The sequence below is a fragment of the Arthrobacter saudimassiliensis genome (assembly GCF_059090665.1).
Map to the genome: position 1 here is coordinate 1512930 of NZ_JBNHFX010000001.1, position 13681 is coordinate 1526610.

Genomic DNA, 13681 nt, shown 5'->3' on the forward strand with positions numbered 1-13681 from the left:
AGCCTAGCGCAGCGCCCGAAGCCCGGAACGGCGGAGCCGGCGGAGGAAAGGGTCCTCCGCCGGCTCCGCCGCCCGGGTTGGATCAGTGCTGCTTGGGCACCTTCACGAACGGAGCGAGCACCAGGCCGATGGTGGCCAGCACGGCGCCGACGATGAAGGCGGTGTGCGCGCCGTCGAACAGTGAGACCGCCAGCTCGGAGCCGGCCTCCATTCGGCGGTCCGCGACCAGGGACAGCACGGTGACGAAGATGGTGGTGCCGATGGCGCCGCCCAGCTGCTGTCCGGTGTTGAAGATCGCCGAGCCGTGGCCGTAGAGGCGGGGCTCCACGGAGGACATGGCGGAGGACAGCAGGCCGGTCATGAGCAGGGCCAGGCCGATGCTGAAGACGATGTGGTTGACCATGAACATCCACAGCTCGGTCTCGGGGGTTACCGTGACGTACAGCCACTGGCCGAGCGCCAGCATCGCGGCGCCGGGGATCAGCACGGGCCGCGGGCCGAAGCGGTCGAAGATCCGGCCGAAGATCGGTGCGACCACCGCCTGCGAGAGCCCGCCCGGCAGCAGCATCAGCCCGATGCTGAGGGAGGTGATCCCGCCGCCGTTCTGCAGGATGATCGGAACGATCATCACGGTGCCGAGCAGGGTGCCCATCGCGATCATGATCATCACGACGCTGAACGTGAAGGTCCGGTTCGTGAACGGGGTGAGGTTCAGCAGCTCACGGCCGGTGCGGGTCAGCCGGACCTGCCGGACGATGAAGAGCACCAGGCCGACGACGCCGATCACGGCGCTGGCGACGGTCAGGGCCACGTTGTCCGCCGCGTGCTCGAGGCTGGAAATCGCGTAGACCAGGAACCCGAAGGCGACGGCCGACAGGATCACGGACAGGACGTCGACCGGCAGCTTCCGGGTGGCCGAGGGGATGCGGATGAAGATCAGCCCCAGCACGAGGATGATCAGCGCGAGCGGTGCCATCAGCACGAAGATCCAGTGCCAGCTGAGGGAGTTCACGACCGCCCCGGACACGGTGGGTCCGATGGCCGGGCCGACGGAGATGACGATGGAGTTCAGGCCCATGATGGCGCCGCGTTTGCGGACGGGCACCAGGGACAGAGTGGTGGTCATCAGCAGGGGCAGCACGATGGCGGTGCCCACGGCCTGGATGATGCGGGCGATCAGCAGGAAGACGAACCCCGGGGCGAAGATGGCCACCAGCGTGCCGACCAGGAAGGCCGAGAGCGCGAAGATGAACAGGCTTCGTGTGCTGAAGCGCTGCAGCAGGAACCCCGTGGTGGGAATGACCACGGACATGGTCAGCAGGAAGCCGGTGGTCAGCCACTGGCCGGCGGCCGCCGAGACGCCGAAGTCCGCCATGATCGAGGGCAGCGCGACCGTCAGGACGGTCTCGTTCAGGATCATGAGGAATGCGGCCAGGGCCAGCGCTCCGATGATTCCGGTGAGCTGCTTAGGGGTGGGTGCGGGTGCCGCGGGTGCCGCGGGCGGAGCGTCCGATGTGATGTCGGAGGTCTGGGAACTCAAAAACTGCCTCTTCCTGGCTAGACTGGAACTGGAAGATTCTGACACACTCTGACACTTTTCATAAGCCAAAGTGGCAGGGTGTGACACAAAACAATGGCCGCCGTCGTCGGTACGGCGGCCGTCCGCAGGGGCAGGAAGCAGGCCGGGCGTGGGAGTGCGGGAAGACCGGAAAGCCGCGACGCGGCAGCAGATCCAGCGGGCAACCCTGGACCTGATCGAGGCGCAGGGCCTGGAGGCCACCACGGTCGGCCGGATCGCCGAGCGGGCGGGGATCTCCGAGCGGACCTTCTTCCGCTATTTCGGGTCCAAGGAGTCGGCCGCCGTGCCCGGCCAGGCGGATCTGATCGCCGCACTGGTCGGCGCGGAGCTTTCCCCCGGGCCGCCCGGGCGCATCCTGCAGGAGCTCACCTCCGTCAGTCGGGCCCGGTTTGCGACCGAGGTCGAGCAGTACGAGTTCCGGCGGATCTCCCGCGTGCTGCTGCAGGAACCGAAGCTGCTGCAGGTGGTGACCCGGCAGGAGCTGGACCTGGTGGAGGCACTCAGCGGCTCGCTGGTGGAACGCGGCCTGCTGCCCCCGATGCGGGCCCTGCTGGTCGCGGAGATGGTCGCCAGCACCTGGCGGGTGGCGTGGCAGTGCTTTGCGCGGGAGGAGGCCGCCGGCCGGACGGCGGACCCGCTGGCCCTGTTTGAGGCCGCCGTCGCCGACCTGACGGAAATCGCCGCCGGGGCTGGGCCGGCAGCCCGTCAGCCGCAGAGCTGACTATGTCTGCGCCGGTGCCGTCTCGACGTCGGCCAGCAGCGCCAGGGTCCGGGCGCGCAGCTGCTGGGACTCCTCGGCGAAGGCCTTCTGGGCGGCGGCGTACGCTGCCCGTCCGGCCGGGGTCTCCACCGGAATGGGCTCGTACCCCCACTCCTGCAGGTCATAGGGCGAGGCGCGCATGTCCATTTCCCGGATCCGCCGCGCCAGCTCGAAGCAGTCCATGACCAGGTCACTCGGCAGCAGCGGCACCAGCTTGTAGGCCCACTTGTAGAGGTCCATGTTCGCGTGCAGGCAGCCGGGCTGTTCGAGGTCCCGCTGCGTTTCGCGTGTCGGCTGCAGCTCGTTCAGCGGCACTGCCTGCGGGGCGTAGAACCTGAAGGCATCGAAATGGGTGCAGCGGATCCGGCTTTCCTCCACCAGGCGGTCGGTGCCCTCGGCGCCCAGCCGCAGGCCCAGATATTCGTGGCGGACGCCGTTGAGGTCCGATTTGTAGGCCATCGCCCACTCGTGCAGGCCGAAGCAGCCCAGGGTCGGACGGCGGGCGGCGGTCCGTGAGAGCAGCATGGCGGTGAAGGCCATGGCCTCCCCGCGGGCTGCCCGGAAGGCCGGCACATCGACGGTCACCGCCGGGGTGCCGGGAGCCAGCCCGGCGTCATCTTTTTCCGCGGCGGTCAGGGTGCGGTGGAACTTCCAGTCCGCCCGTTCCCGGGCGGCGTCACCGGCGAGCACGACGCCGGCCCCCGGGTGCCAGCGCTGCAGCTGGCCGGGCTTGAAGCTGTAGTAGGTGAAGAGGAAGTCCTCCACCGGATGCTTCCTTCCCGCCGACCGGCGGGCCAGGAAGCCCTCCACGTAGGGGCGCACGCGCTCGCCGTGCGCCTGCGCCCGGGCGAGCCACTGCTCCTCGGCGAGGACGACGGGAGGTGCGGAGGTGTTCACGGCATCCATTATCCCGCCCCTGCAGCCGCATTGCGCCAGACGCAGGCAGGCCGGGCCTCCGCGGTGCGGGGCCGGGCCTGCCTTGTTCATGCGCTGGATGCGGGCTGGACGGTGCGTCCTAGCGGACCGGTGCCGGCCGGCGTTCCTCGGTGCTGTCGTCGGGGTCGCCGCCGGTTTCCCGGCCGTCGTCGTCCGGTTTCGGGACAACCGCGCCTTCCCCGGTATCGGGGGTCCAGCCGTCGGCGTACTCGCCGGATTCGTAGTCGTAGTCCACGGGCTTCCCCTCCTCATCCGTGCGCTGGTACCACTCGGTCACCGTGGCGTCGTGGGAATCGAACTCGGCTCCCGCCCCCTGACCGTCCGGGGCCTTGTCCACGACGATCGCGAAGTCGTCGCCGTGCTCGTCGATGCCGGTGCGGACGGCGTTCTCCAGTGCGGTGACCGCATACTCGCGGCGGATGATCAGCGGGTCCGTGTGCAGGTCCCTGGTGAGGGCGACCATCATCAGCACCAGGATCACCGCGAAGGGGAGCGCGGAGACGATGATCAGGTTCTGGAGTCCTTCCAGGGCGACGTTGCCACCGATCAGCAGCATCACCACGGCGATGCCCATCATCGCCAGGCCCCAGAAGACGGTGACCCGCTTGTCCGGCTCCGGCTTGCCGCGCTGGGAGAGGCTGCCCATCACCAGCGACGCGGAGTCGGCGGAGGTGATGAAGAAGACGGCGATGCAGAACATGGCCAGGAACGGCGTGATCGTGCTCAGCGGCAGGCCGTCCAAGACCTGGAAGAAGAGGTCCTGCGGTGAGGCGTCGGCCGAGATGCCCGTGCCCTGCATGCGCATCCAGATGGCGGTGCCGCCGAAGATGCCGAAGGCGAGGATGCAGACGAGGGTGGGCACCACGAGGGCGTACTGCACGTACTCGCGCAGGGTACGGCCACGGGAGATGCGGGCCAGGAAGGTGCCGACGAACGGGGACCAGGAGATCCACCAGGCCCAGTAGAAGACGGTCCAGGCCTCGGAGAAGTCGGCGGAGTCCTGGCCCCAGGAGGGGCCCTTGCTCATCATGTGCAGCAGCTCGGAGAGGTACTCGGTGACCGACGCGGGAATGAGGTTCAGCAGGAACAGCGTGGGCCCGGTGAAGAACACGAAGGCCACCAGGACCAGGGCCATGGACATGTTGATGTTGGACAGCCAGCGGATGCCGCGGCCGATGCCGGAGACGGCGGAGGCGATGAACGCGGCGGTGAGGATGGCAATGATGCCGATCAGCGCGGCGTTGGGCAGCCGGCCGATGCCGCTGACGATCTCCACGCCCCGGCCGATCTGCAGGGCGCCGATGCCCAGCGAAGCAGCAGTGCCGAAAAGCGTGGCCACAATGGCGAACATGTCGATCATCCGCCCGGCGAGGCCTTCAGTGCGGTTCTTGCCCAGCAGCGGGGTGAAGATGGAGCTCATCAGCGGCACCCGGCCCCGGCGGTAGGAACCGTACGCCACCGCTGCGCCGACCAGGGCGTAGATGGCCCAGGCGTTCAGGCCCCAGTGGAAGTAGGTCTGCGCCATGGCCTTGTGGAGGGCCTCTGCCGTCTCGGGCTCCGCCTCTCCCGGGGACGGGGACATGAAATAGCTCAGCGGTTCATAGGGGCCGAAGAAGAACAGGCCGATGCCGACGCCCGCGGAGAACATCATGGCGATCCAGGAGAACTTTGAGTACTCCGGCTTTTCGCCGTCCACTCCCAGCGGGATTTTCCCGTACCGGCTGAAGCCGATGAACAGCATGAAAACGACGAGCACGGCAACCAGCGCGCTGAACAGCCAGCCTGCGTTTTCCACCACCCATCCCAGGGCGATATCGGAGACGGATTTCAGCGTGTCCGTGGACAGCACGCCCCAGGCGACAAACCCCAGGATCAGGGCGGCCGCGACGCCGAAGACGAGGCGGTCGGTGCCGTAGCGGACGCGCTGGTCGTCGACGGCGATGCCGGGCACCAGGCCGGGGTGAATGTTGTGGGGGTACTCCAGCTCCCGTTTCAGCACACGCTTCGCGCGCTGGCCGACGGTGGGTTTCGCCTGCTCAGGCCGTGGCCCCGGAGTCGACGGCGGCAGGCCGGCGTCGGGCCCGTCGGCGCCGGCCGGACGGGGTACGGAGGGGCGTTTGGGTGTTGGACGTGATGCCACGTTGTTCTTCTCCTCGGGGGCGGGTGCTGACGCCCTAGGGGTTCGTTTTGCGGGACCCGTAGGAGAATAGTGCGGTTTCGGAACACTTTTGGCCGATTTCGAAAGAAAGCAGCCTTCCATATATCACATGGAAATTGTTACCGTCTCGTAGCTAATGACGGCCCGAACCGTGAAGGCGGATTGCCTGGACGGACAGCGGCCGGGGAGCGGAGGCGGCGGTCCCGCCGGTCAGGAGCCGGGAGCGGTTCCCGGCCCGGCCGCGGCGCTTTGCATGCCGCTCTGGGCGGCATCGATCAGCCGCCGCATGCTCCGGTTCAGCTCCTCCACTTCCGCACGCGCCAGGCCGAGCCGCTGCATCATGGTGCCGGGAACTTCGAGGGCGCGTACGCGCAGGGCGCGGCCCTCTGGTGTCAGCTCGACGGCGAGGGCCCGGTCGTTGCCCGGGGCGCGGTTGCGGCTGAGCAGCCCGGCGGTTTCCAGCCGCTTCAGCATGGGGGACAGCGTGGCCGGCTCCATGAGCAGCGTGTCGCTCAGGTCGCGGACCGTGCGCGGGCTGTGCTCCCACAGGGCAAGGAGCACCAGGTACTGCGGGTGGGTCACGCCGAGGTCCTCCAGCACCGGGCGGTAGGCACCCACAATGGTGCGGGATGCCACGGAGAGCGCGAAGCACAGCTGCCGCTCCAGCAGCAGGTCCTCCTCGCGGGTGTCGGAGGAGGCGGGCGCCGAAGCGCCGTCGTGCTCTGTCATGCGTGCCTTTCCTTGGGCGGTTGCTGCCGGCGGTGTGAGGGGGCCCGGCGCCGCAGCGGCAACACATCGTTAGTGGGCTAACAGTTAGCGTACTATGGAAGGCAGCTGTGACGGCTGCAGCGCAACCCAACGGGAGGTAGGACAATGGCGGAAAAGGACAAGGCCCCCAAGGAGTCCCTGACATCCCGTTTCATGCGGACCACCGGCAAGGCACGGCTGATCTTCGGCCCGGCGGCCACCACCCCGCTGGACACCCCGATGACCGATGAGCGCCGGCGCCAGCTCGAGGAAGCGCAGGCGCGGGACGCCGAGCTGTGGGAGACGGTCAAGCGCCCCGACGGCAGCAGCTACATCCTGCCCCGGAAGAAGTAGGCACCGCCCGGGCAACGCAGCCCGGGCAACGTCAAAGGGCCGCACCCGGCGTTACGACGCCGGGTGCGGCCCTTTCCGTGTTGCTTGGCGTGCGGGTCTTAGCGGCCGGTGCCGCCGTAGACGGTGGCCTCGGCCTCGCCGTCCAGGCCGAACGCGGCGTGCACGGCACGGACCGCGGTGTCGAGCAGCTTGGCGTCGGTCACCACCGAGATGCGGATCTCCGAGGTGGAGATCATGTCGATGTTCACGCCGGCCTCGTGCAGGGCCTGGAAGAAGCGGTAGGACACGCCCGGGTTGGAGCGCATGCCCGCACCGATCAGCGACAGCTTGCCGATCTGCTCGTTGTAGTCAATGCTGTCGAAGCCGACCTGAGCCTTGGCGGCGTTCAGCGCGTCGATCGCCTCTCCGCCGTCGATGATCGGCAGCGTGAAGGAGATGTCCGTCTTGCCCGAACCCTGGGTGGAGACGTTCTGCACGATCATGTCGATGTTGGAGTTGGCGCCGGCCACGATGCCGAAGATTTCGGCGGCCTTGCCGGGGATGTCGGGAACGCCGACGACGGTCACCTTCGCTTCGGAGCGGTCGTGGGCGACACCGGAGATGATGGGCTGTTCCAAGGGTTCTCCCTCTTGAATCGTGATCTTGTCGTCGGGGTCGGGCAGCACCCAGGTGCCTTCGTGCTGGCTGAAGGAGGAGCGTACGTGCAGCGGCACGCCGAAGCGGCGGGCGTACTCCACGCACCGCAGGTGCAGGATCTTGGCGCCGGAGGCGGCCATTTCGAGCATTTCGGCGCTGGAGATCCGGTCGATCTTCTGCGCGTTCGACGCCACGCGGGGATCCGCGGTGTAGACGCCGTCGACATCGGTGTAGATCTCACAGACGTCGGCGCCGAGAGCGGCGGCGAGGGCGACGGCGGTGGTGTCGGAGCCGCCGCGGCCGAGGGTGGTGATGTCGTTGCTCTCCCGGCTCATGCCCTGGAAGCCGGCGACGATCGCGACCTCGCCCTTGTCGATGGCGGTGCGGATCCGGTGCGGGGAGACGTCGATGATGCGGGCCTTGCCGTGGAAGGCGTCGGTGATCATGCCGGCCTGGGAGCCGGTGAAGGATTCGGCGCTGGCACCGAGTTCGGTGATGGCCATCGCCAGCAGGGCCATGGAGATACGCTCGCCGGAGCTGAGCAGCATGTCCATCTCGCGGGCCGGCGCGGCGGCGGTGAGCTGCCCGGCCAGGTCCAGCAGCTCGTCGGTGGTGTCCCCCATGGCGGAGACCACGACGACGACCTGGTTGCCGGCCGACTGGGTCTGCACGACACGCTTGGCCACGCGCTTGATGCCCTCGGCGTCCGAAACGGAGGAACCGCCAAATTTCTGCACTATCAGGCTCATGCGCACGCTCTCTGGATGGGGTCGGGAAGCGGGTGCCTGCCCGGGCCGTACGGGCTCCGGGCCGGAGGGGAAGGGAGCCGGCACCGGGCGCCGGACCGCTCAAAAGTCTATCGGCCCGGCCTGTGCGCCCCTAACCGCCCGGCAACACTGGCTTAACGTGCCGCCGCGGCGGATGGCGCCGGGCCGATCAGGTGAGGCTGCGGCGTCCTTCGAAGGCGCGGCCCAGGGTGATCTCGTCGGCGTATTCAAGGTCGCCGCCCACCGGCAGGCCGGAGGCGAGGCGGGTGACGCGGATGCCGAGGGTCTTCAGCATGCGGACCAGGTAGGTGGCGGTCGCCTCGCCTTCCAGGTTCGGGTCGGTGGCGATGATGATCTCGCTGATCTGTTCGTCGGAGAGCCGGTTGAGCAGTTCGCGGATGCGCAGCTGCTCGGGACCGATCCCGGCGATCGGGTTAATGGCGCCGCCGAGCACGTGGTAGCGGCCGCGGAAGGACCGCGTGCGCTCCACCGCAATGACATCTTTGGACTCTTCGACCACGCAGATGACCGTCGGATCGCGGCGGACGTCCCTGCAGATGCTGCAGGTTTCCTGCTCGGTCACGTTGCCGCACACGGAGCAGAACTTGACCTTGTCCTTCACCGAGGCGATGGCGGAGGAGAGCCGGCGCATATCCTCCGCGTCGGCCTCCAGGATGTGGAACGCGATGCGCTGGGCCGACTTGGGGCCGACGCCGGGCAGGCGTCCCAGCTCATCGATCAGTTCCTGAACGGCACCTTCGTACACGTGACCTCTTCTGCGTTGGGGTGGGGGTCGGCTGCAGCGGGGCAGCCGGCGGATGGTCAGCTTCCGTCGATGCTGCGTTCCTCGATCAGCCGGCCGCCCAGAATCCGTTCGATGGCCTTCCGGCCGACCAGGCCGGCGTCCTCCAGTGCCAGATCATCGGCGCTGGGAATGTCCTCCGGGTAGTTCAAGTCTACGTTGCCGGCCATGGGACGGGCCGGCTGCGGGGCGCTCGTTCGCGCCTGGGATAACAGCTGCTGGTAACGGCTCATCGGCCGGCCGTTGGGCCTGCCGCTGCCTTCGGCCGTACCGTTTCCGGCAGCCGGGGCGGCGGGCGCCGGGGGCACGGAGGAGGACGGCGCCGTCGGAGCACCGCTCCAATTGACGGCAGGCTGCGTGGAGGCAGCCGACGGCGTGCCGGCGTCGGGCCGCCCGGGCCCGGCCGGCGCCTGTTCCGGAGCGGATCCGGAGGCCCCGCCCGCTGCAGCCCCGCCCGCGCCCGGTGCCTGTTCCGGAGCGGATCCGGGCCCGGCGCGGTGCGCCCCTCGGGCTGTGGGCGTGCTGCCGCCGTCGGCGGTGCCGGGCCGGGTCCGGCTCAGCGGTTCGCCTGCCCAGTTGGTGGTGTGCCAGGCGTCGTCCGGGCCCTGGTTCTCCAGGTCGGGCACCTCGGTCGTGGCCCAGGCCTGGCTTTCGGGCATGTCATCGTAGGGATCCGAGGGCTCCGGCTGCCAGTCGGCCGGCAGGGGAGCCCCGCGGCGCGCCGCGCCGGACCCGGAGGAGGTGCGGCCGGATGCCGGTCCGGTGCCGGACGGGGCCTGTACGGACGGAGCCTGTGCGGTGGGGGCCGGCCGCTCCGGTCGGGTGCCGACGGCGGCCTGGGCAGCGGGCTCGGCACCGGTTGCGGAACGTCCCGGGGCCCGCTGCTCGGGGGAGCGGCGCTCCGGGGCATCGGCTACCGGCCCGTGGGATCCCGGGGTCGAATGCGCAGCGCCGTGGGCGGGAGTGCCATGGGCAGCACCGTCACGGCCGGGTGCACCCTGAGGGACCGCTGTGGCGGCGGCATCGGCGCCCGGGCGGGAGGCGGACCTGCCGGGCTGCGCGGCCGAAGCCGGGCCGGCCGTAGGGGCCGGGGCAGCGGGCGCGGGGGAGGTGTCGGTGGCGGGAACGCTGCCGGAAGCGGCAGGAGCGGGGGCAGCCGAAGCCATGCCTGAAGCGGGGGTGGTGCGCTGGGCTGGCGCCGGCGCGGGCCGGCTACCGGCTTTTGGGCCGGACTCACCCGATCCGTCGTGCATCGGGTTGATCTGGCAGTCCAGGCCGAGCACCTGGTTGATGGCCTGGCGCAGGTTCTCCAGATGGTCCGGCCGGTTGAACCCCATGGCGGCGCCCGGGTTGGCGAAGGCCAGGTGCAGCACCTTGCCGTCGAAGGCGCGCGGGCTGGCGTTCTTGCTGACGTTGAGCCAGGTGGCGCGGCGGATGCTGCTCAGCGCTTCCATGATCTCCGGCCAGGCCCTGCGGATCATTTCCACCTGGCCGCCGTCGCCCGCGGGGCCCGGCGCCGCCGCCGGTGCATGTTCGGGAGCCGGTGCCTGCGCGGCGGCGGGCGCGCCGGCCGTCGGCTGCGCTGCCGGCTGTGCGGTGGGTCGTGCGGAAGACGAAGCGCCCGACGGCGCCTGTGCGGCCTGTCCACCTGCAGCTTCTCCAGCGGACGCCTGCGGGGGCACCGGTTCAGCGGCAGGGCCGCCGGCGTGGGGCCAGGCGTCCGCCGCGGCGGTGCGCGGAGAAGCCTGTTCGGCAGCGCCAGCGGCAGCGCCGGCATGCGGCCAGCTGTCCCCGGCCGGTCCGGCGGTGGCGGTCGAGGAGGTGCGGCTGTCGGCGGTGGGGGAAGGTTCGGGGGCGGCCTGCGAGGGGGCCTTTGCCGCCGGACCGCGGCCGCGGTCCGGGGTGGACGCAGCTGCGGGCGGGCTGGCCCAGGTGCCGCCCCAATCGGCTGTATTGTCGGCGCCGGCGCCGGGCTGGTCTTCGGCAGCGGCAGCCGCTTCGGGGGCGGCGTCGGGCATGGAGGAGATGACGGACGCTGCGGGCGGAGCCGCGGCGGCCGCAGCCGGCTGGTCCGGTACCGGCGAGGCCGCAGCGGCCGCCCGCCCTGCGGCCAGGGAGCCATCACCGGCGTAGCTGAGGCGGCGTTCGATCCGGTCCACCCGGGCGGCGACGCCGCGTTCGGTGTGCTCGGAGGCCGGCAGCAGGATGCGCGCGCAGAGCAGTTCCAGGTGCAGCCTGGGCGAGGTGGCACCGGTCATTTCGGTCAGCGCCGTATTGGTGATGTCCGCTGCCCGGGAGAGTTCGGCGGAGCCCATCTGGCTGGCCTGGGTCTGCATCCGGTTGATCTGGTCCGTCGGCATGCCCCGGAGCACCGCGGCGGCGCTGTCCGGCATCGCGTTGACGATGATCAGGTCACGGAAGCGCTCCAGCAGGTCTTCGACGAAGCGCCGGGGGTCCTGGCCGGTCTGGATGACGCGGTCGACGGCGCGGAACACGGTGGCGGCGTCGGCCGCCGCGAAGGCGTCAACGACGTCGTCGAGCAGGGAGACGTGGGTATAGCCGAGCAGCGAGACGGCCAGCTCATAGTCCAGGCCGTCCGGCCCGGCGCCGGCCATCAGCTGATCCAGCACGGACAGGGTGTCGCGCACGGAACCGCCGCCGGCCCGGATCACCAGCGAGAGTACGCCCGGGGCCACGGGAACGTTCTCCTCCTGGCAGAGCCGCTCCAGATAGGCCAGCAGTGGCTCCGGGGGCACCAGCCGGAAGGGGTAGTGGTGGGTGCGCGAGCGGATGGTGCCGATGACCTTGTCCGGCTCGGTGGTGGCGAAGATGAACTTGATGTGTTCCGGCGGTTCTTCGACGATCTTCAGCAGGGCGTTGAACCCCGCGGAGGTCACCATGTGGGCCTCATCGATGATGAAGATCTTGTACCGGTCCCGGACGGGGGCGAAGGTGGCACGTTCGCGCAGGTCCCGGGCGTCGTCGACGCCGCCGTGGCTGGCGGCGTCGATCTCGATGACGTCGAGGCTGCCGGCACCGTTGCGGGCCAGTTCGACACAGCTTTCGCAGCGGCCGCACGGCGTGGGGGTGGGGCCCTCGGCACAGTTCAGGCAGCGGGCCAGGATGCGGGCAGAGGTGGTCTTGCCGCAGCCGCGCGGTCCGGAGAACAGATAGGCGTGGTTGACGCGGTTCTTCTGCAGGGCCGCCATCAGCGGCTCGGTGACATGCTCCTGACCAATCACGTCCGCGAAGGTTTCGGGACGGTAGCGGCGGTAAAGGGCTGTACTCACACCTAGACCCTATCGGTTGGCACTGACGGTTTTCAGGCGGCGGCTGCGGCGCCGTCGGCCCGTGGACCCTCACGACATTAAAAGACCCCTCATGCACCTGCCAGAGCCCGCTTACCCTTGCTACCTTCCGGTCCTGGGGGAGTTCACAGGATGACACCACATGAGGGGCCGCGAACCAGTCTACCCGATCTTTTGGGTGGTCCCGGCGGCGGATGACCGCGGTGCTCGTGGCCGGTCTGCCTGCCGGCGTGCGGAGGGTTGCTGTTGCAGCGGCCCGGCCCGGGTGGTTATATATCCACCATGGATATATCAATCATCGATACTTGGCCCTGGCAGGGTGGCCATGCCGCGTAGCCGGGGCATCGAGGGCGGTGACCTCGCGGACAGCGCACTGCACGTCCTGCTCGCCCTGACACAACCCCGCCACGGGTACGCGGTAATGCAGTTCCTGGACCAGCAGAGCCGGGGCAGCATCACCATAGGCCCCGCTTCGCTCTACACCACGCTCAAGAAACTGGTTGCCGCAAATCTGATTGATGAGCTCGACGGCAGCGATTCACGGCGCGTTTACCAGCTCAACGTCAAGGGCCGCGAGGTCCTGACCCGGAACATTGAACGCCGTCGCCAGCTGTTGGCGATGGCCGACCACATCATGGAGGAAGCGTGAGCATGACGACCAGAATGGGCTACGGCCTGGCGATCAGTCCCGACAGGGACCTGGCTCTCTTCTCAGACATGGCCCGAGACGGAAAACATCTGACCGGCGGTGCCAGGCTTGGCCACGGGTGGAGCTTCACCGACGGCCCATCGGAAGACGTCGTGTTCGATCTTGCCTACGAAAGCCATCCGTCGTCGGGATACTTCGACATCTTCCGAGCAGCCGGATGGACGCCCGTGCTGTCACTGGGGGATGTGCACATCTTCAAGGCGGCACGGGGAACGGCGCCTGTGCACACCGGCGCCGAGTCCAAGCGGGAGGAGCTCATCCGAAACCGGAACCTGTACCTGCGCTACAGCGGGGTAGCCGTTGCCGCATTCGTCCTTGTTGTACTGGGCCTCCGGTTTGTGTCATGGAGCGTGCTGGTCGAAACCATCCTGCTCGCGATCTTTGTGGTCCCCGCCGTATACACCGTCGCCCCGCTCTTGGGATATTTGAGAAGCCTCCGCAGGCTCGCATGAGCCGGCAGAAGTGACCGTCAAGCGGGGCCGCCCGTGCCCGTAGCTGCCGTGGCGCAGACCACGCCGAACCGATTTGCGCGGGTGCCGGAGGGCGTGTAATGTTTTGGAAGTCGCCGCGGCCGGGACGCTGGAAAAGCGCCCGAAGCATGGCGGCCAACCCCAACAAATTTCCTCGGTTTCAACGCTGTGCGCTTAGGGCGCGGGCCGGAAGAGCCGGGTATTTTGCTGGGTTCGGAAGGACGGTTTGACCGTAATTCGCAAGGTTCCTGAGGGAATCGCCGAATTGCAAAAACCGGCCGGATGAAATAAGCTGAAGAAACACCACGGCGGTGCGAAAGGGAAAAGGAAGTTCCGGTTTTTGGAACGGTTTTCCCGTGTAGGCCGGATGTGTCTGTTGTTTGAGAACTCAATAGTGTGCCAAGTTTATTGATACCAATTATTTTGATTGGTTATTTGGCCGGTTTGCCGCACCC

Annotated in this window: 11 protein-coding genes and 1 other RNA gene; 4 read left to right on the top strand and 8 right to left on the bottom strand. The window is 68.7% G+C overall.

What is annotated here, in order from left to right; all coding sequences use genetic code 11:
- Window positions 1-82 precede the first annotated feature (82 nt).
- Window positions 83-1540 carry an MDR family MFS transporter gene (locus AC5RV6_RS07180; RefSeq protein WP_494006582.1) on the bottom strand — a complete coding sequence of 486 codons (1458 nt, stop codon included), beginning with the start codon at window positions 1538-1540 and terminating at the stop codon, window positions 83-85.
- Window positions 1541-1688: 148 nt separating this feature from the next.
- Between AC5RV6_RS07180 and AC5RV6_RS07185 the strand changes: the two genes are divergently transcribed.
- Entirely contained in the window at window positions 1689-2300 is a 612-nt protein-coding gene (locus AC5RV6_RS07185) for a TetR/AcrR family transcriptional regulator (protein WP_494006583.1), read from the top strand.
- On the opposite strand, the gene AC5RV6_RS07190 is transcribed toward AC5RV6_RS07185, so the two are convergent.
- The 3 genes from AC5RV6_RS07190 to AC5RV6_RS07200 all read right to left on the bottom strand — a co-directional run bounded on the left by AC5RV6_RS07190 (window position 2301) and on the right by AC5RV6_RS07200 (window position 6162).
- The gene (locus AC5RV6_RS07190; protein WP_494006584.1) at window positions 2301-3236 is read right to left on the bottom strand and encodes a 3-methyladenine DNA glycosylase; all 936 of its coding nucleotides are present in this window, start codon (window positions 3234-3236) and stop codon (window positions 2301-2303) included. It abuts the gene before it with no gap.
- A gap of 118 nt (window positions 3237-3354) precedes the next feature.
- A complete protein-coding gene (locus tag AC5RV6_RS07195) occupies window positions 3355-5415 on the bottom strand; it encodes a BCCT family transporter (RefSeq protein ID WP_494006585.1) in 2061 nt (686 codons plus the stop codon).
- 228 nt (window positions 5416-5643) lie between these two features.
- Window positions 5644-6162 carry a MarR family winged helix-turn-helix transcriptional regulator gene (locus AC5RV6_RS07200; RefSeq protein WP_494006586.1) on the bottom strand — a complete coding sequence of 173 codons (519 nt, stop codon included), beginning with the start codon at window positions 6160-6162 and terminating at the stop codon, window positions 5644-5646.
- A 144-nt stretch (window positions 6163-6306) separates the two neighbouring features.
- On the opposite strand from AC5RV6_RS07200, the gene AC5RV6_RS07205 reads away from it, so the two are divergent.
- Window positions 6307-6534: a hypothetical protein gene (locus tag AC5RV6_RS07205; RefSeq protein ID WP_494006587.1), complete on the top strand. Its 228-nt coding sequence runs from the start codon at window positions 6307-6309 to the stop codon at window positions 6532-6534.
- A gap of 98 nt (window positions 6535-6632) precedes the next feature.
- On the opposite strand, the gene AC5RV6_RS07210 is transcribed toward AC5RV6_RS07205, so the two are convergent.
- From AC5RV6_RS07210 to ffs, 4 genes are all read right to left on the bottom strand, one after another.
- Entirely contained in the window at window positions 6633-7919 is a 1287-nt protein-coding gene (locus tag AC5RV6_RS07210) for an aspartate kinase (protein WP_494006588.1), read from the bottom strand.
- A gap of 187 nt (window positions 7920-8106) precedes the next feature.
- On the bottom strand, window positions 8107-8703 hold the full coding sequence (gene recR, locus AC5RV6_RS07215) for a recombination mediator RecR (RefSeq protein WP_494006589.1): 597 nt from the start codon (window positions 8701-8703) through the stop codon (window positions 8107-8109).
- A 56-nt stretch (window positions 8704-8759) separates the two neighbouring features.
- Window positions 8760-12029: a DNA polymerase III subunit gamma and tau gene (locus tag AC5RV6_RS07220; RefSeq protein ID WP_494006590.1), complete on the bottom strand. Its 3270-nt coding sequence runs from the start codon at window positions 12027-12029 to the stop codon at window positions 8760-8762.
- Between the two features lie 77 nt (window positions 12030-12106).
- An RNA gene (ffs, locus tag AC5RV6_RS07225) (signal recognition particle sRNA small type) lies at window positions 12107-12202 on the bottom strand.
- 170 nt (window positions 12203-12372) lie between these two features.
- On the opposite strand from ffs, the gene AC5RV6_RS07230 reads away from it, so the two are divergent.
- Window positions 12373-12696: a PadR family transcriptional regulator gene (locus tag AC5RV6_RS07230; protein WP_494006591.1), complete on the top strand. Its 324-nt coding sequence runs from the start codon at window positions 12373-12375 to the stop codon at window positions 12694-12696.
- A 2-nt stretch (window positions 12697-12698) separates the two neighbouring features.
- Window positions 12699-13208, top strand: coding sequence for a DUF2812 domain-containing protein (locus AC5RV6_RS07235; protein WP_494006642.1), 510 nt, complete (start codon window positions 12699-12701; stop codon window positions 13206-13208).
- Window positions 13209-13681: the final 473 nt, after the last annotated feature.

Bases quoted from the DNA above. Each gene is read 5' to 3' on its own strand.
- AC5RV6_RS07200 (WP_494006586.1), bottom strand. From the start codon at position 6,162: ATGACAGAGCACGACGGCGCTTCGGCGCCCGCCTCCTCCGACACCCGC.
- AC5RV6_RS07205 (WP_494006587.1), top strand. From the start codon at position 6,307: ATGGCGGAAAAGGACAAGGCCCCCAAGGAGTCCCTGACATCCCGTTTC.
- AC5RV6_RS07210 (WP_494006588.1), bottom strand. From the start codon at position 7,919: ATGAGCCTGATAGTGCAGAAATTTGGCGGTTCCTCCGTTTCGGACGCC.
- AC5RV6_RS07230 (WP_494006591.1), top strand. From the start codon at position 12,373: ATGCCGCGTAGCCGGGGCATCGAGGGCGGTGACCTCGCGGACAGCGCA.
- AC5RV6_RS07235 (WP_494006642.1), top strand. From the start codon at position 12,699: ATGACGACCAGAATGGGCTACGGCCTGGCGATCAGTCCCGACAGGGAC.